General features: G+C 52.0%; 17 protein-coding genes. 9 read left to right on the forward strand and 8 right to left on the reverse strand.

The annotated features are described in order from the left end of the window. Window positions 1-227: 227 nt before the first annotated feature. The gene (locus tag DQM29_RS13910; protein ID WP_111741246.1) at window positions 228-1,718 is read left to right on the forward strand and encodes a UxaA family hydrolase; all 1,491 of its coding nucleotides are present in this window, start codon (window positions 228-230) and stop codon (window positions 1,716-1,718) included. 59 nt (window positions 1,719-1,777) lie between these two features. Here DQM29_RS13910 and eutH read toward each other — a convergent pair whose 3' ends face one another. Both eutH and DQM29_RS13920 read right to left on the reverse strand, forming a co-directional pair. Further along, a complete protein-coding gene (eutH, locus tag DQM29_RS13915) occupies window positions 1,778-3,028 on the reverse strand; it encodes an ethanolamine utilization protein EutH (RefSeq protein WP_111741247.1) in 1,251 nt (416 codons plus the stop codon). A 109-nt stretch (window positions 3,029-3,137) separates the two neighbouring features. Then, the gene (locus DQM29_RS13920) at window positions 3,138-4,577 is read right to left on the reverse strand and encodes an FGGY-family carbohydrate kinase (RefSeq protein ID WP_111741248.1); all 1,440 of its coding nucleotides are present in this window, start codon (window positions 4,575-4,577) and stop codon (window positions 3,138-3,140) included. A 246-nt stretch (window positions 4,578-4,823) separates the two neighbouring features. Here DQM29_RS13920 and DQM29_RS13925 point away from each other — a divergent pair, with 246 nt between their 5' ends. The 4 genes from DQM29_RS13925 to DQM29_RS13940 all read left to right on the forward strand — a co-directional run bounded on the left by DQM29_RS13925 (window position 4,824) and on the right by DQM29_RS13940 (window position 8,835). Then, window positions 4,824-6,224, forward strand: a complete 1,401-nt coding sequence (locus DQM29_RS13925) for an NAD(P)/FAD-dependent oxidoreductase (protein ID WP_111741249.1) — start codon at window positions 4,824-4,826, stop codon at window positions 6,222-6,224. Further along, on the forward strand, window positions 6,221-7,435 hold the full coding sequence (locus tag DQM29_RS13930; RefSeq protein ID WP_111741250.1) for an NAD(P)/FAD-dependent oxidoreductase: 1,215 nt from the start codon (window positions 6,221-6,223) through the stop codon (window positions 7,433-7,435). The genes DQM29_RS13925 and DQM29_RS13930 overlap by 4 nt, the downstream gene beginning before the upstream one ends. A 40-nt stretch (window positions 7,436-7,475) precedes the next feature. Further along, window positions 7,476-8,264: a DeoR/GlpR family DNA-binding transcription regulator gene (locus DQM29_RS13935; RefSeq protein WP_111741251.1), complete on the forward strand. Its 789-nt coding sequence runs from the start codon at window positions 7,476-7,478 to the stop codon at window positions 8,262-8,264. Between the two features lie 211 nt (window positions 8,265-8,475). Further along, complete coding sequence (locus tag DQM29_RS13940; RefSeq protein WP_111741252.1) at window positions 8,476-8,835, forward strand: DUF1937 family protein; 360 nt, start codon at window positions 8,476-8,478, stop codon at window positions 8,833-8,835. Window positions 8,836-8,869: 34 nt separating this feature from the next. On the opposite strand, the gene DQM29_RS13945 is transcribed toward DQM29_RS13940, so the two are convergent. The 3 genes from DQM29_RS13945 to DQM29_RS13955 form a co-directional block, all read right to left on the reverse strand. Beyond that, complete coding sequence (locus DQM29_RS13945) at window positions 8,870-9,160, reverse strand: type II toxin-antitoxin system RelE/ParE family toxin (protein WP_111741253.1); 291 nt, start codon at window positions 9,158-9,160, stop codon at window positions 8,870-8,872. Further along, window positions 9,157-9,444: a damage-inducible protein J gene (locus DQM29_RS13950; RefSeq protein WP_111741254.1), complete on the reverse strand. Its 288-nt coding sequence runs from the start codon at window positions 9,442-9,444 to the stop codon at window positions 9,157-9,159. Before DQM29_RS13950 ends, DQM29_RS13945 begins: the two co-directional genes overlap by 4 nt. 312 nt (window positions 9,445-9,756) lie before the next feature. Further along, window positions 9,757-10,662: a GntR family transcriptional regulator gene (locus DQM29_RS13955; protein WP_111742103.1), complete on the reverse strand. Its 906-nt coding sequence runs from the start codon at window positions 10,660-10,662 to the stop codon at window positions 9,757-9,759. Between the two features lie 163 nt (window positions 10,663-10,825). Between DQM29_RS13955 and DQM29_RS13960 the strand changes: the two genes are divergently transcribed. Beyond that, complete coding sequence (locus DQM29_RS13960; RefSeq protein ID WP_111741255.1) at window positions 10,826-11,842, forward strand: zinc-binding alcohol dehydrogenase family protein; 1,017 nt, start codon at window positions 10,826-10,828, stop codon at window positions 11,840-11,842. Window positions 11,843-11,922: 80 nt separating this feature from the next. Here the strand turns inward: DQM29_RS13960 and DQM29_RS13965 are convergent, their stop codons facing one another. The 3 genes from DQM29_RS13965 to DQM29_RS13975 form a co-directional block, all read right to left on the reverse strand. After that, a complete protein-coding gene (locus tag DQM29_RS13965; protein WP_111741256.1) occupies window positions 11,923-12,579 on the reverse strand; it encodes a DUF4136 domain-containing protein in 657 nt (218 codons plus the stop codon). A gap of 523 nt (window positions 12,580-13,102) precedes the next feature. Continuing rightward, window positions 13,103-14,059 carry an amidohydrolase family protein gene (locus DQM29_RS13970; protein ID WP_197708830.1) on the reverse strand — a complete coding sequence of 319 codons (957 nt, stop codon included), beginning with the start codon at window positions 14,057-14,059 and terminating at the stop codon, window positions 13,103-13,105. A 36-nt stretch (window positions 14,060-14,095) separates the two neighbouring features. Then, a complete protein-coding gene (locus tag DQM29_RS13975) occupies window positions 14,096-15,403 on the reverse strand; it encodes an MFS transporter (RefSeq protein WP_170126544.1) in 1,308 nt (435 codons plus the stop codon). 473 nt (window positions 15,404-15,876) lie between these two features. Here DQM29_RS13975 and DQM29_RS13980 point away from each other — a divergent pair, with 473 nt between their 5' ends. From DQM29_RS13980 to DQM29_RS13990, 3 genes are read left to right on the forward strand one after another with little or no spacing between them, the layout of a single operon-like run. After that, window positions 15,877-17,019 carry a transglutaminase-like domain-containing protein gene (locus DQM29_RS13980; RefSeq protein WP_111741259.1) on the forward strand — a complete coding sequence of 381 codons (1,143 nt, stop codon included), beginning with the start codon at window positions 15,877-15,879 and terminating at the stop codon, window positions 17,017-17,019. Next, complete coding sequence (locus tag DQM29_RS13985; RefSeq protein WP_172622634.1) at window positions 16,991-17,353, forward strand: hypothetical protein; 363 nt, start codon at window positions 16,991-16,993, stop codon at window positions 17,351-17,353. The genes DQM29_RS13980 and DQM29_RS13985 overlap by 29 nt, the downstream gene beginning before the upstream one ends. A 20-nt stretch (window positions 17,354-17,373) precedes the next feature. Beyond that, entirely contained in the window at window positions 17,374-17,634 is a 261-nt protein-coding gene (locus tag DQM29_RS13990; RefSeq protein ID WP_111742104.1) for a heavy-metal-associated domain-containing protein, read from the forward strand. Window positions 17,635-17,659 lie beyond the last annotated feature (25 nt).

Consider the following 17,659-nt stretch of genomic DNA (forward strand, 5'->3'; position numbering starts at 1 on the left):
CAACCAAATGAAAATAAAACGATTAAAAAGCCATTTATTGTTCATTACACCGCATTAATCAGATTGATTTTAGGCTAAGAGGCTGCATAGTTCCTCTGCATTTTTTAGGGATTCTTGCCATTAGAAAAAGCAAATATCATGTTTTTAAATTGATAAAATCCAAAAAGACAGGCTAGAATATTTCCGTTGGGCAGGGAAGTAATGTCTATTTCCTTGTTGAGGTTTTCATGAAAACGCACATTCTTATTCACCCCGCCGATTCCGTTGTCGTCGCCTTACAGCCTCTCGGTAAGGGAACTGCACTAACGATTGGCGGGCGAACGCTGACGCTAAAAGAGGATATCGACAAAGGCGGTAAGATCGCCCTGTTTCCCCTTCGCGTCGGCGACCCTATTGTTAAATACGGCAGCCCTATCGGCGAGGCTATCGCCCCCGTTGACGTCGGCGAGCTGGTGCACACCCACAATCTAAAAACCCTGTTAAAAGACGGACTCAGCTATGAGTACTGCCCTGAATTTCCTCAGGTACAGATTTCACTGCCGGAGGCCAGCATTCAGGCCTACCAGAGAAACGATGGCGATATCGGTATCCGCAACGAGCTGTGGGTTATCCCTACTGTCGGCTGTGTTAACGCCGTTGCCAGGCAGATGATTGAGAAGTTTAAGGCAGAAGTTGGAACTGCGGGCATTGACGGTATTTATCTGTTTACCCACCCCTACGGCTGTTCCCAGTTGGGTGACGACCATGAAAACACTCGGCGCATTTTGGCAAATATGGTGCACCACCCGAACGCGGGCGGCGTGCTGGTGATAGGACTAGGTTGTGAAAACAATCAGGTCGACGCCTTTCGAGAGCTTGTTGGTGACGTCGATCCGAAGCGGGTTCGTTACATGATAGCCCAGCAGGAAAACGATGAAGTAGCCGCTGGGCTTAATCATCTCAAAGATATCTATCAAACAATGAAAGAAGACCGGAGAGAAACGGTTTCTATCGGCAGGCTGCGCGTCGGCCTCGAGTGCGGAGGTTCGGACGGCCTGTCCGGCATTACCGCTAATCCGCTGCTGGGAAAATTTTCCGACTATCTGATTGCGTTCGGAGGCAGCAGCGTGCTGACCGAGGTGCCGGAAATGTTCGGCGCGGAGCACATTCTGTTCTCCCGCTGCCGGGATCGGGGCACCTTTGAACGGGCGGTGGACATGGTCAACGACTTTAAACGCTACTTTATCGATCACCGTCAGCCCATTTACGAAAACCCCTCTCCCGGCAATAAAAAGGGCGGTATTTCCACACTGGAGGATAAGTCTCTCGGCTGTACGCAAAAGGCAGGGGACTCACAGGTCGTCGATATCCTGAACTACGGCGATCGGCTAAAAGTGCCGGGGCTAAGCCTGCTCAGCGCCCCCGGTAACGACGCCGTCGCCACTTCTGCACTGGCGGCGGCTGGCTGCCACATGGTGCTGTTTAGCACCGGGCGCGGAACCCCCTACGGCGGCTTTGTACCAACGGTAAAAATCGCCACCAACAGCGATCTGGCTCAGCGCAAGCCGCACTGGATTGACTTTGATGCCGGTCAGCTGGTTTATGACACTACCATGGAGCAGGCGCTAGAGGCGTTTGTCGATCTGATCCGCCAAATCGCCAGCGGCGAGCAGCTTGCCCGCAACGAACAGAACGACTTCAGGGAACTGGCTATCTTTAAAAGCGGCGTAACTCTTTAGCCGCTAGTCTGGTTAATCCAGCGGGGCGCTAAAGCCCCGCTGGACTTAATAGGCAGGGATCAGGCGACGGCGCTGGCGTGAACGCCGCCCTTGTTTTCCACACCTTCCGCCGTCTTTTCATCCTGCTGTTCAAAACGAACGGCGGCAGGTACAGAAATTTTGATAGCGATAAGCACCGCCAGCAGGCCACCGGTCAGCTTACCCAGCAGAATGGGCACCACCAGCGTCGGCTGGAAGTTGGCGGTAAAGGCCAAGTGATCGCCAATCGTCGCCTGAGCGCATACGCCAAACGCGACGCACAACACCTTGTCGCGAGCACGCATGTTAGTAAATAAGTGATAAGTAGCGATAATGTTTGCCAGCACCATAATAAAGGCCAGCGAACCGGTATCCGTCAGCTTCAGCAGCTTGCTTAGAGCCCCCACCAAACGCTTACAGTACCGCTGGAACAGGTAACAAATGGGGAAAGTGCCCGCCAGCATAATGCCGATATAGCCTGCGATCTCAATAGCCCGAAATAGCTCTTTCTGGTCGGCAAACAGCGGATCGAATCCCCAGACACCAAAGACTTTAGTAAACACGCCGGTAAAGTGCTCGATGATAGAGCAAGCCAGCACCAGCTTGATAAAGGCATCCATCACTTTACCGAATACCAGAAACCCTACTACCATCAGGTTTGGCCGATACTTCAGCCCCGCCGCCAACAGAAAGCAGAAGATAAACAGCGGTGCCAAGTACTGCAACATAGTGAGAAAATCCAGCGACAGATGATGCACCACTGGTGAACTGGTAGAGATAATGTCCCGCACTGGAATATTGTTAAAGGTGATCAGCAGTAAAGAAGCCAACACGCCGAACGGAATGCTGATAAGCCCGGCCATTGCCCCTAGCGCCAGATATTTGTGATCCTGACGGTTAAGCATGGTCAATCCTACCGGGATCAGATACACGATGGTCGCTCCAGAGGTGTAGCCAATCAGCATGGCGGTGATCCACATATCGCGGTTGGTGGTCAACGCATCAGCCAGCTGATAGCCCCCCATATCGACAGCGATAATTGACAGCGCAGCGATAGAAACGTCAGAGCCAACGGCGCTAAACACGGGGCCTAACAGGTGAGAGATCGCCTGTGACAGTAGGGGTACGGCGGCCATAATGCCCGCCTGAGCCAGAAACACCGGGCCAATGGAGTGAATACCGTTAACAAATTCCTTTCCAAGCCCGCTATCGGGCTTGACGATAGAAGCCAGCGCGCCGACCAGCGTTCCTACCATAATGAGATAAATAACGTAGTTGCCAAACTCAGCCATGGGAAATCCTCGTAATTTATTATTGTGTTAGGGGAGCCCGCCCTAACCCGAGAGCGTCGCCGGCGAATATGTCTTCGCATAGCGAGGCTCGAAGGGTGACGGGGTCGCCCTAATTGCGCAGGTTGCGCGAACGGCTAATGATTTCCTGATACTTTTCCATCACGCCCGCCATTGGGCGGTCGCTGGGTTTTGTGATAAGCGCGTCCTGATTGAGGTGAATGGGCCGGTCTATGCCCAGCCCTTTTCTGGCCAGCATGGCGGCACCCTGCGCCGTGACCTCACGGTTAGCCGGTGCGACAATGTCTTTTTGAATCAGGTCGGCAAGAAACTGTTTGAAATAGGCGTTAGAGGAGAGCCCGCCGTCGACAGAAATGCTGTCGCCAAGGGGAGAAAGTCGGTCCATAGCAACGATGACCTCCGCCGAGCGAACCGCAATGCCTTCTAACACTGATTGGAGAAGATCTTTTCTTTCTACGTCCAGAGAAAGCCCGGCCCACAGGCCAGCCGCAGAGCGATCCCAGTATGGGCAGCCCAGTCCGGAAAGCGCAGGTACAAAGGCCAAGCCCCGAGATATCGCCGACTCTTTTCGAAAGTCGCTCAGCTCTTCAAAGTCGCTGAACAGGCCAATTTTACGCGCCCAGTTAACCGCAGAGGCAGCGTTATAAATGCCGCCATCTAGGCCAAACACCGGTTTCTCATTAGGAAACTTCCAGCACAGCGTCGGCAAAAGCCCTGAATCCCGGGTATCGGCAATATCGTTACCCGTCAGCGACTGAAGAAACGCGCCGGTACCAAACGTCACCTTCGCGTCCCCCTGCTGGCGACAGCCGTGACCGTAGGTGCCCGCAAACTGATCGACAATCACCGCGGTTACCGGCGTGATGTGACCATCCAGATTAACGCTGCCAAAGTCGCCGATGGTGTCTCTGATTTCCGGCAGGCAGTGAATGGGCACGCCAAAGATGCGGCACAGCTCCTCATCCCACTCGAGCGTGTGAATATTAAACAGCGAAGTTCGCGAGGCGGCGTTGTAGTCGGTGCAGTAAACCCCACACAGTCGGTCAAGAAAAAAGGCATCCATCGTCCCTAGCCGAAGCCGCCCCTTATCCGCAAGCTGCTTGGCGCCAACGATGTTTTCAATAATCCAGTTCATCTTACTGGCGGAGAAATAGGGATCCAACGGTAGCCCTGACTTGCTTTGGATCAGCGGCTCCAGTCCCTCGTCTTTCATACGCTGAATGCGCTTTTCGGTACGCATGTCCTGCCAGATGATGGCGTTATACAGCGGCTTCTTTGAGTCTGCGTCCCACGCTACGATGCTCTCCCCCTGATGACAGATGCCGAGCGCATCCACAACGTCACAGCTGGACAGGCACTTCATGATGTTGGCAAGGATCTCTTCTGGGTCGTGTTCAACCCAGCCACTGTTTAGTGCGATCTGCTTGTGGGGAATGCTCATCGGTGAATGAGAGCGACCATTTTCATCAAAAACGACGACTCGGGTCCCCGTCGTCCCTTGGTCGATCGCTGCGTAGCGTTGGTTAAGCATAGGTTACATAATCCAAATTATTATTGTTGTAAATGTGAGGCTTTTTATGATTATCACGATCAATCGGAAATAAAATCCACATAAATATCACATAATGTTTATGATGTGTGACAAATGTCACAACAATCTAACATTGTGGTATTACAAATCATAATGTGACTATTTATGTTGTTTTATGGATTGATATTGTGGTTATCATGTGGTTTTATGTGCTTAGGAAAAAAATTCATCGGGATTGCCTGAACTATGAAAAATCAAAACGAGCCCATATGGGATGCGATCGTTATCGGCGGCGGCGTTGTTGGTTGTGCCGTCCACCGCAAATTTGCCCTGATGGGGGCAAAGACGCTGCTGTTAGAAAGAGGGGGAGACATTCTCTCCGGCGCCAGCAAAGCCAACAGCGCCCTGTTGCATACCGGATTTGACGCTCCGCCAGACAGCCTAGAGCTGACCTGCATCCAAAACGGCTACCGAGAGTTCATGGAAATCAAAGACAGGATGAACCTGCCCCTGCTGCAAACTGGTGCACTGGTGATGGCCTGGAACGAAGAACAGCTTTCCAAGCTGCCGGACATTGTCGCCAAGGCGCATAAGAACGGCGTCATGGACGTTGAACAAATTGATAAAGAAGAAATTTATCGCCGCGAGCCCGGTCTGGCAGAAGGCGCACTCGGCGCCGTCAGCGTACCCGGTGAAGCGGTCATGGATCCGTGGAGCTCACCTCTGGCCTACCTGACGCAGGCAGTCAAACACGGGGCGGAATACCGCTTCCACTGTGAGGTAGAAAGCGGCGAATTTAGTGACGGAATGTGGACACTTCAGACAAAAAAAGGTCCGTTTCGTGCCCGTTTGGTTATCAACTGTGCGGGAATCAACGGCGACGTGGTAGAAAGTATCTGCCACCCCTCTCCTTTCCAGATCAAACCGCGCAAAGGCCAGTTCCTGATTTATGACAAGGCCGCTGCGGCTGACATCAACGCTATTATCCTACCGGTGCCTACAGCGGTGACCAAAGGCGTTCTCTTAACCAAAACTATCTTTGGCAATCTGCTGCTTGGCCCAACGGCTGAAGAGCAGGATGACCGCTGGAAAGCCGAAGTGGACGAGGAAGTCTTGAAAGATCTGATTCGCCAAGGCTCAAAAATGCTGCCGACCCTTGCCAACTATACGGTAACGGCCACTTACGCCGGGCTGCGTCCGGCAACGGAAGAGAAGCACTACCGTATCGCTGACTACCCGGAAAAGCAGTGGATCTGTGTAGGAGGCATTCGCTCAACGGGCCTGACGTCAGCCCTTGGCGTTGCTCAACACATCGCTCAGCTGTATACGGAAAACTTCTCGCCGCTGTTTGAGCTTAATCCGCCTCAGGACATCATCTGGCCAAAAATGCCCGTTCTGTCCGACTACCACGAGCGCGACTATCAGCACGAACATAACGGCGGCATCGTCTGCCACTGTGAGCTAGTGACCCGTAGGGAAATTGAAGCCGTTTTTGATTCAGACATTCCCCCTGAGTGTTTAGGAGGACTGCGCAGAAGAACCCGCGCCATGATGGGGCGCTGCAACGGCTTCTTCTGCAGTAATAAAGTCGCTGAAATCATTAATAACCGCTTTGAAAATACGCTGGCCGTGGAGGAACTGAAATGAAACTAGACTACGACGTTATCATTATCGGTTCAGGACCTACCGGCATTGCCGCAGCAACGACGCTGAAACAGCAGGGTGTCCGAGACATCGTCATTCTAGAGCGCGAAGCACAGCCCGGCGGAGTGCCGCGCCACTGTCTGCATCCTACTTTTGGCCTGCTGACCTTCAAACGCCCGATGAAAGGCTCGTCTTTTATTGAAAAGATTCTGGCTCCGGTTTCTGATGTGCCGATTTTAACCGGTACCACAGTGGTGGAAATTCATCCAGAAGGCAAACTGAGCGTCTCCTGCGATAAAGGCCTGGTTGAAATGCGCGCCAGACGCGTACTGATTGCTACCGGCGCTCGGGAAACGCCCCGTCACCCTAGACTGGTTTCAGGGCTTCGCCCTCAGGGGGTGCTAACTACTGGCGCCCTACAGCAGTTCATCTATCTTAATCGACAAAAGCCCTGCCGAAGACCAGTCGTTATCGGCAGTGAAATCGTCAGCTTCTCCGCTCTATGGACCTTACGCAACGCAGGCGCTAAGGCGCAGGCCATGATCGAATCACGAGACCGGATTGTCGCCAATCGACCGTTCCAATTTGTCGCAGGGGCAATGGGCGTACCTCTGTATTTAAATACTAAGCTGCTGGAAATTGGCGGGCTGGATCGGGTTGAGTACGTGCGAATTGAGCGCAACGGCCAAACTGAGCGCATTGACTGCGACGCGGTGATCTTCACCGGGGAATTTACCGGAGAGTACACTCTGCTTAGAAGAAGTCATCTCGACACTATCGTTAGTACCGGTAACCCGGTTACTGACGCCAGAGGGCAGTGCTCAGATCCAACCTACTACGCCTGCGGCAACCTGCTGCATCCGGCCGATATGGGCGATCAGTGCTATCAGGAGGGGAAAGCCGTTGGTTTGGCAATTGCCGAAAGCCTGAAGCAGGGAATCACCTCAAACCGACGCCGCATTGCCGTGCGCCACGATGAGAACATTCAGTTTACCGTGCCCGCCTGCCTAGACGGCGAATCAGATAAAGGGCCTGTGGACATAAATATTCGCGTCAACCGCGCCGTCAGCGGTCAGGTTACGGTCAAAGCCGACGGCGTGGTTATCTATCAGGGAAACCACCGCTGCCTGCCCGGACGTCGGATTATGCTTAAGAAAGTGAATGCACAATTGATCCCTCTAAACGCTACAGAAATCAGCGTGAGTATCGTATAGTGAATCAACGTTAATCACTGAATACTAAGGTTCAATATTTATGGCAGAGGGGCGTTCATCGAATTCTCGGCATCAGGTAATTCTGGAACTGCTTTCTTCAAAAGGTCAGGTCTTTGTCCATGATTTAGCCGAGCATTTTAACGTGGCTCAGGAAACAATACGGCGAGATCTGACCAAACTGGAATCCCAGAAGCTGCTAAAAAAGGTGCACGGCGGTGCCGTTAACGTTCAGTCAAAGTTTGAACGCAACTTTTCCGAACGGGCAAAAGCCGCCATTGATGAAAAAAAGGCGATTGCCATTAAGGCCGCTGACGTCATCAAGCCGGGTGACACGCTCTTTATTGATTTTGGCTCGACAACCGTAGAGTTCAGCCAGCGCGTCAAGCTGATTAACAACCTGACAGTGCTCACTAACTCGCCGCTGATAGCCAGCATCATGCAGGAGAACCCGACCATCGATACCATTCTTATCGGCGGTCAGTTTATCGGTTCTCAATACGCCTGCTTGGGCGCCATCGCGCTGAAAAACATCGGAGAACTGTTTGCCGACTATGCAGTTATCGGCGTTGGCGCGATTGACGGTCAGCGGGGAATTATGGACCAAAACGTGGATGAAGCCGCCGTTGCCAGAAAAATGTTGGAAAACAGCGATAAGCTTATCGTTTTGGCTGATTCGTCAAAGGCTCACAAGCACGCGATTAATCTGGTTACCGGCTGGGAAAACGTCGATATTCTGGTCACCACCAGTAAAGAAATAAAGATTACGGATAAAAATAAGGCCATCAAAACCAAAATTATGGTGGTCAACGTTGAAGACGCGCCGCAATAGCTTATTAAGTACGACGCGCCGATAAACTCTCAGGCTGGCTGAACCACGGCCAGCCTGCTGTTTGAAATAAATAACCTGTAACTCTGGCCGAAAGCGCTTTCGTGCCCGCTTGCTGTAGATATATTTTTTGCCTCGCCGACTTTTATAACCAATAAGCCGGGCGGCACCCTTTTGCCTCTAACCTGCTAAAACAGAAAAATAAGGAATCTCTATGAAACTCTATTTTATTGCCTGCCCCTATTCCGATGCAGACCCAGAAGTCGTCATACGCCGCTTCAATGAGTGTACGGAAGCCGCTGCAGCCCTCTCTTTAGCCGGCCACGCCGTCTACAGTCAGATAACCATGACGCATCCCATTAATGAGGCTGTGGCAAGAGCGGGTAAAAAGATTGTCTGGAGCCCTATTGACGAAGCCTATATGGCGCGCTGTGATGAAATTATTGTGCTAACCCTGCCGGGCTGGGAAAAGAGCGGCGGCGTCGCGGCGGAAATTGACTATTTCAAGTCGAGAGGGAAAAAGGTTTGGACCTACGAGGAGTTCACAAAGGCTCACGGCGTCCCCTCTCTCTAACATTGATGAACCGGCAAAGCGCCCCCTGCGGGCGCTATTCATACTTACGCCTCTGCGATGTATGCAACACGCGCAGAATATATATTGCTCCCGGCGCCGTTGCGTAAACAATAATAAACGGTAGCCGAGCTAGCGCCAGCCTGCGCCTGTTGACACTACCGTACAGAGAGCCCGCCTGCGGATGCGTTTTCAGCAGCTCAGCCGCCTGAGTAAAACGTTCATCCGTCGCATTCGCCACCTTCAAACCCACCTCTTCACGCAGGTAGTGCCACACCTGCTCTCGGTCTTTCTGCGCTCGCGCTTCCCAAAAGACGGCGTTTGTCACTTCTCGCCCCGCTCCGCCTGTGACTTCAGCGCCGCCATTCTGTTGTTCATGGCGCCATCGTCAATAAACTCGCCCTTGCCCACCTCGTAGCGCGCAAAGGCCTCCTGAACCTGATTCTCAAGCCAAACGTCATGGGCGCTGTTTTGATACTGCCGCTCTTCTTCTGCCAGCTCTTCTGCCCTGCGGCGCATTAAGTCCGTCAGGCTGGTCTGCTGCCGCTCAGCTGCCTTCATGGCAAGGCGCTTGGTCTCTTCATCAATGCGAAAATGAATCGTGCTGTTCATTCCGACATCCTCTCTTTTTAATGCTAAACGTGGTGTCAATTGTGGTGTCAAATAGATACCCATAGTCTAACCTCTCTTTCTGATAATTTCAGCACGAAATTAAAAATGAAAAATTAACCTGCCGAGAAACGCTACATCACCAGAAAACCGCTCGTCTCTCTGACTTTTTCGACATGTAATGAAAATGCGAGATATTTCCCAGTTAAAAAGTAACAGGTGGGTTTGTAGCGAGAGAAAGACGAAGGTAGACCGAAAAATGATATGGAGCGTGAGGTGCTGGCACCCCACGCTAGTATGAAGAAACAGGAAGCGTTAGCCGTTCTGCTGACGAATAGACCGAATCATCGAGTGCTTGGCAGTATCCAAGTGCCTTCTGAGCTCGTTCATCGCGCTGAGATCGTTCCGACTTATCATGGCGCTGAGTATCGCCATATGCTCTTCAATGCCGAGAATGTTGCGCTCTTTCAGATCCCGCTCATCCCACTGATAGTGGAAGTGGAAAATCACTGTAATCACTTCGATTGACTGGTTAAAAAACGGATTTTCGGCAGCGGAAAGGATCAGACCGTGCAGCTCGTGATCCAGCTGTGAGAACTCACGATAGTCAAACATCACCGTTTCTCTCAGCTGGCGATGGCGATAAAGCAGATCTTTGGCTAACACCCATCGGGTGTCGTTTTCAGGAAGGTTCATAAAGCGGTTCAGCGCGTGAGTTTCCAGCAGTTCACGCAGTTCAAACAGCTTTTCAGCGTAGTTCTGGTCGAACTTCATCATGCTCCACTGACCGCGGCGCTGGTTTTCCATCAGGTTAAAGCGAGAAAAGCGCAGCAAAAACTCGCGCACAATCGTCGGGCTGACGTTAGTCTGTTTGGCTAACTGCTGTTCGGTGAAGGTGCTGCCGGGCTTAAGCTCGCGCTGCTGAATCATCCGGTAGAACGCACGCTCGAAAATAACCAACTGCTCTTTAGGCAGCTCTATTAGCGTATCAAAACCGTCCTCACTCTCCGGCTGACGCACAATAACGTAGTCGCTGCCGACCTTCTCCAAAATGCCCCGCGATGCGAGATAGTCGAGAGTGTGGCGAACCGTTGTCCGGCTGATGCTGTACATATCCGCCAGCGTGGACTGTGACGGTAGCGGTGAACTGATGTGCCCATTGCCGATCGCATCGATGAACTGATTGATCACGTTTTGTCGCAGGTTTTGCGTACGCGCCATGCTTCGTCCCTTTTCTGTTTTCTCTGCTTTTTCTGCTTTTTCTGCTTTAAAAACCAATTTAATACCGGATAAGTAATATTAGCTCACAAAAAGAGAGAAATTAAAACCTGACATCCGATTTTTTAACTAAAAAGACAGAATAAAACCTAAGGATACTATCAATATGAAAATACTCATCTGTCAGGAACCTACTCAGCTTGTTTATCAGCAGCGCGACGTCCCTACTCCTGCGGCAAACGAAGCGGTGATAAAAATCAGCGCCGTTGGCATTTGCGGCACAGACATTCACGCCTGGTCCGGAAAACAGCCGTTCTTCAGCTACCCACGCGTGCTGGGGCATGAAATCTGTGGTGAAGTGTCCCAGCTCGGCAGCGGCGTGAGCCAGTTCAAAGTGGGTCAACGGGTAGCCGTCATGCCTTACCTCTCTTGCGGCAAGTGCGGTGCCTGTCAAAGCGGCAGGACTAACTGCTGTGAAAACATCTCAGTCATTGGCGTTCATCAGGACGGCGGGTTTAGCGAATACTTAAGCGTGCCGGAGAGTAACCTACTAGAGGTTGACGATGTCGATCCTATCAGCGCGGCGCTGATTGAACCCTTTGCCATCAGCGCTCACGCGGTTCGCCGTGCAGCCCTGAAACAGGATGAACACGTTCTGGTGGTCGGCGCTGGCCCTATCGGCCTAGGCGTGGCGGCTATCGCTAAAGCAGACGGTGCAAAAGTCATCGTCGCCGATACCAGCCCCGAGCGGCGCGACCACGTGACTCAGCAGTTAGGCGTAGCCGTTATCGATCCCGCCAGTGAAACGTTTGACGCCGATCTGCGGTCACACTTTAACGGCATGCTGGCGGCAAAAGTCATCGACGCAACGGGCAATCAGCACGCCATGAACAATACCGTTAACCTGATCCGTCACGGTGGAAGCATTGTCTTTGTTGGGCTATTTAAAGGCGACCTGACGTTCTCCGACCCTGAGTTTCATAAAAAGGAAACCACTATGATGGGCAGTCGCAATGCGACGAAAGAGGACTTTATCAAAGTCGGCCGCCTGATGGGGGAAGGAAAGCTCAGCGCAGACATGATGCTGACACACCGCTTCCGCTTTGACGATATTGGCGAACGCTACGAGCAGGATGTGATTAACAATCGCCAGCTTTTGAAAGGGGTTATTGAATTTAGCTAACCTTTCTTTTGCTTCAGACATAAAGGAACCGGCGCCATAGCACCGGTTCCTTTATTACCTATTTTGACTGCATGGATCCACTATGGCGCGGTTCTCAACGCCTGCACATCTGGGGAGTCAGCGGGAACAGAAACACTCACGGCATGACCAGAGTCTTTTCCTATATAGGGCTTCAGCGCCGTCAGCATATAGGGGAACATATAGCGCAAATCGCCGCTCTCGTTATTGCTGACAGCCTGCGCTTCCCACAGCGGCTTTACCGTTTTACTTTTCGCATAGGCCGACGCATCTATCGCCTGCAAGCGAAGCCACTTACTGTACACGGTGAACTGGTAAACCATCGGTTCATAGAATGGGTAATTCAGCATCGGGTAATAGTAGCCAAATCCGGGCCCGTAGACTGGGCCAGGCATCGGATAAACCGGCGTATTAACAATTTGGGTGCGCGTCTGTGGCGCGCCTATGTGATAGCTCAGCGCAATCAGCATTTGCGCTTGTGCAGGGCTTCTCGCCGCTACGTAGCCCTGCTCGCGCAGAACGTCCTCAACCTGGCGCGCGTACTCGACAAAGCCTAAATCGCCCTCGACTGGCTGATAGTCACCGGATACCACAGCAAACGTCCGGAACGCTGTCGACGTCCCTTTTGCCGTAATGGCATTCACCTGTACGTTTTCCGTGCTGACACAGCCGGAAAGCGCGCCGACCAACAAAACTAACGCTATCGTTCGCCAGAACATCGTTAACCGCCTTTCATCAAGGGAATAATAGTAAGTATGACAGCAAAATCATCAGGCGGGTTTCACCTGTGAACATTTCTTTCATCTTTCACGTTATAAAAGCGAAAAGGCGCCATTAGGCGCCTCAGACTGCTGACAAACCATCTTCAATTAGCTTCAGAGGATATTCCGGCCGAAAATACAACCTACTCATATCGCTATTGTGCTCGGCCGGAAGAGCGCTTGTATTAGCTTTAGGAGTGCGTCGGGCATAGCCTTCCTACGGGCCGTTATGAAGCCCTTCGGGCTTCACCCTTTCAGGGCCAGCGCAAGCGCTGTTCAAACCGGCAAAGCCGGTTTGTCGTTGGCTTACGCCAAGTCGACCCCAACGGACAACGCCTTTAGGTGTTGAGCAACACGGAGTGTTGACCCGCAGGGCGAGCTAAGCGAGTAACACTCTCCCTCCGTTTGACTCTGTAGACTTTATTTAAGGCCTTTGTCATCAATCGCAAGGCGCCATTAGGCGCCTTGCGATCGGATGTCTTTATTCCTCAGGCAGATCGATGCGATAAAACGCCTTTGCGTTGCGCCAGAAGAAGGCCTCACGCTGCGCCTCGCTGAATCCCGAGAAGATTTCCGACATATTGCTGACCAGCTGACGATAGGTTAATTGCAGGCTGGAAACCGGGAAGTTACTGGCAAACATGCAGCGCTCAATGCCAAACATCTCAACGGTTTCTAGCACCACACCGCGGTTGCCTTCCACCGTCCACGGCCGATCCTGCAGCCCTAGTTCTGACACTTTTACTGACACGTTAGGGCAAGCAGCCAAAGCCCTCATTCCCTTACGCCATCCCTCAAGCCCCTGCGGTGAGCGATCCCATGGGAAACCCATATGGTTTAGCACGATAGGCACATTAGGATACATGCGGGCCACTTCTGCCGCCTCTTCCAGATGCCAGTACGGCACTCTTAAGTCCCACGACAGCCCGTACTTCTCCAGCAGGGCAAAGCCTTTCAGCCATTTTTCATCCTGCATGCTGCCGCTCACGCCCTTCACCGTATGGGCCAGCTCTGGCCGCTTGGCGGTCACTGGCTTACTGCGAATGCCGCGCACTAGCGGAAACTGCAAGTGCTGATTCAGGATCTCTTCACCGTTGTCGTGGTGGAACCAGATATGGGCAACAACTGCGCTAGGAAAGCCCGCGCGCTGCGACTGCTCGTGCAGCCAGCGGGTTTCCGCCACTTCGTTGTTGTAGTCATGATCGGCTTCGCAGTGAACCGTTGCCAGCACGCGGTGCCCGGCGCTATCAGCTGCATAGTCCTCTGGCATATAATTGCGGATTAACGATCGATAGTCGCCCACAAATGTCCCTGGTTCGTAGGTCGCCAGCCACGGATAGTGGTTTTTTGTCAGATCCCACAGGTGGTGGTGAGCGTCAATCAGCGTAATGCCGTCCGATCTTTCTTCCACCCCCATCTTTTCATGGATTGTTTTCACAATAGTCTCCCCTTATTTTTTTAATTTCTATTTGGGTTAACGAGATTCAGCTTCGGGCTCAATGCCAGCCTGTTCAGCCGTATTTTCGCCTGCCTTCGGCGTGACAGAAGCCAAGGCGAGACCGCATAAGAACAGCGCCGCCGCCATAAGGCCAAATCCAGCCATGGTGCTCCCCGTCAAGTCAATCAGCCAGCCGACAACATAAGGCCCGACGAATCCGCCCAGATTACCGATACCGCCGATGAGCCCCAGAGACAGCGCCAGAATGTCTGAACGTAAAATCAGCGGCGGCAAGGCAAAAAACGCGCCGTGAATGTACAGCCCAGAAGCGACGATGCACAGGAAGATAAACTGCACGATAGGTGACGGGAAAAACTGTCCACACAGCAGCGCCACAGCAGTGATCGTCAGCGGCAGCGCAGCGGAAGACTTCCGCAGCCCGATTTTATCGGTGCGCACCGCGATAATAATCATACCTATTAGCCCTACCAGATACGGGATAGCCGTCAGAATACCCACCATTGAAGGCGATGAGCCTGAGGTGTTGGCGATAACCTGCGGTAGCCACATGGTAAAACCGTAGAAGCCTGCACAATAGAGGAACCAGGCGACGATAAGCGTCAGCACTTTGCCGTTGCGGAACACGTCACGGTAGCGGGCAGAATCCTGATTAATAGCAGTAGAGCTTTTTTTCTGTGCCTCATCCTTCGCAATCGCGTCAACGATATAGCGACGCTCGCCGGGCTCCATCCACCACACTTTTTCCGGAGAATCTGCAACCATAACGTACCAAACGATAGCCCAGATAATCGGCGGGAAGCCTTCAATGATAAGCACCGTACGCCAGCTGAAGTGCTCCAGCAGGAAGCCGGTAATCGGTGCGGCGATAATGGCAGAAATTGGAATACACATTAGCCAGAAGCCGTTGGCTCTTGCCTTTTCACGCTGCGGGAACCACTTTAACAACAGCACCAGCGTTGCGGGCTGTACGCCGCCTTCAAACACCCCCAATACGAATCTTGCCAGTAGTAATTCATTGGTGGTTTCTACCAGGCCGGTCCAAATAGCCGCAGCACCCCAAAGTATCATGAGAATAAAAATAGTCTTTTTGGCACTCCAGCGCTCAGCCAGCAAAGCTGCTGGTACCTGAAGCAGCAGATAGCCGAGGAAGAATATGCCGGAGGCCATTCCCTTGGTGCTATTGGTCAGGTGCAGGTCTTCACCGATATAAGGCAGGATAAATGACAGGTTAGTTCTGTCTAGGAAAGCCAACATGTACATGATACTGGCGATCGGAATAAACAGCAGCCATCGCCGACCTATTCCTTGATATTGCATGGTCATAACGTCCCCTCTCCACATCAGTTGAACACTTTGTCTTTTTATTTTGATCTTTTGAACACAATGATAACAATTGATTGCTTTTTGGATACTAAGCGCGTTGTGTAATAAGACCAAACGACCTTTTAGTAAAATGTGAATGGAGTCAAAAACAATCTCTCATGGAAAAATTAATTCATTATTTATCAATTAAATAAAAATTTAACATTCTATGGGAGATAAAGGGCAAGCTTTGAGGCTCAATCGGAATATGGGAATAACAGGGAGATATAGCAAAAAACAAATATTTAACTAATGAACTTTTGATGATTATTCCTTTGCTAGCGCTTAGAGTGAGTCCCTTGCAGCTCTGTAGTAAACCTCACATAATATTAACACTTCCCTTCCTGCCCCTCTGCAGCAGGGGCATTTTCCAGAAGTGCGCCCTATCGCGCCTTCTTCTTTCACCGCGTTTTTACAAGTAAGGCTCTCAACATATGAAAAGGCGTAGTTTTCTGAAAGGTGCAGCCCTGCTGTCAACTGCAGGACTGGTTTCCCCGGTGATGGCAAACGGCATAAGCTCAACTCAGCACGAATCCAAGAGCACGGACGGTCGCCGTCGCTTTACTCTGACTCAGAGCTACCACCTTGTTCCACCGGAAGGCTCCAGCGGCGTAGTGAAGCTCTGGATCCCGGTTGTTGAAGATACGCCTTTCCAACGACTTCTTGATCTGAAGTTCAGCGGCAGCTATCAGGATGCCTTCATCACGACCAATAACCACTATGGTGCAAAAACTCTGTTTGCTACTTGGCCTGATGCCAAGGGCAAAATGGAAATGACCGTGGAAATGGTGATTGAAACGCTGGACTGGGAGCCGTTGAAAAACAACGCGCTGGCCCACTGGCGCGCACCAAAAGAAGTTCAGTTCCCTATCGATGTGGAATACTACTTAAGACCTACCGCACATATGCCAATAACCGGCATCGTGAAAGAAACCTCAGATAAAATCGTCGGCCAAGAAACCGATCCGCTGAAAAAAGCGCGGCTGATTTATAACTGGGTGAGCGCCAATATGTTTCGCGATAACAACGTTATCGGCTGCGGCACCGGCGACGTCGCCACCATTCTGGAAAGCGGCAAGCTGGGCGGCAAGTGTACCGACATCAACTCCGTGTTTGTGGCTCTGGCACGAGCAGCTGGTATTCCAGCTCGCGAAATGTTTGGCATCCGCCTGGGTAAAGCCGTCAAGCTGGAGCAGTATTCAAAAACCGCCTTTGGCAGCGCCGACGACAAGGGCTTATCCAACGTCAGCGGCGGCCAACATTGCCGCGCGATGTTCTATCTAGCGGGTTTCGGCTGGCTGCCCGCCGACCCAGCCGACGTGACCAAAATGCGCCTGACAGAGAAGAAAGAGCACAGCGACGCCGCTGTGCAGGCAGTAAACGACTATCTGTTCGGCAACTGGGAAATGAACTGGGTCGGCTTTAACGTAGGCCGCGATTTCGACCTATTCCCTGTAGCAGAACAGGCGCCAATTAATAACTTTGGCTACCCTTACGCAGAAGTCGACGGCGATCCGGTCAACTACTACGATCCGAAAGCGTTTAGCTATGACTACCGCTCCGTCGAACAGCGCTAAGGGTTTTATGGCCACGCTGGCCGCTGCTGCCGTTACGGCGGTAGCGTCTAGTCTGTGCTGTATAGGGCCGCTGATTTATCTGGTCTTCGGCGTATCCGCCGCAGGCCTATCCGGTGTGGAAAAGCTCGGCTTTTTGCAGTATCCGATGCTGATACTGTCAACCGTTCTTATTGTGATGGGATTTTGGCGGCTCTATTTCTCTAAGCGGCCCTTTTGCAGTGGGCGCATAAGCCGCGCTCAAATGCTGTGGGCCTACTGGCTCTTACTGCCCGTAGTGCTGTTTTTTCAGCTTTATCCTTTTGTTCTTCCCTGGCTACTGGAGATAATGGAGTGAGACGTTTACTGTTTCTGGCGATGGTGCTGTTCTCCCCAGCCCTTTGGGCCAACAATGTTCAGGTCACTCTGGACGTTACGGGCATGACCTGCCCGCTGTGCGTAACGTCCATCAATCAGGCGCTGCGAAAAACCGACGGTGTCATCAAGGCAAAGGCGTCGCTAAAAACCCGACAGGCGGAGGTGATTGTTCCGGAAGGATTCAATACCGATGAGCTGCTTAAGGCGGTTGAGAAAACCGGCTATAAGGGAACGGTGCTGAAGGTGGAAAAGCAGCCGTAATATACTTTTTCGCCTATAAAATAAA

Origin of the sequence: Leminorella richardii (assembly GCF_900478135.1) — a bacterium.
In the GTDB taxonomy this organism is placed as follows: domain Bacteria; phylum Pseudomonadota; class Gammaproteobacteria; order Enterobacterales; family Enterobacteriaceae; genus Leminorella; species Leminorella richardii.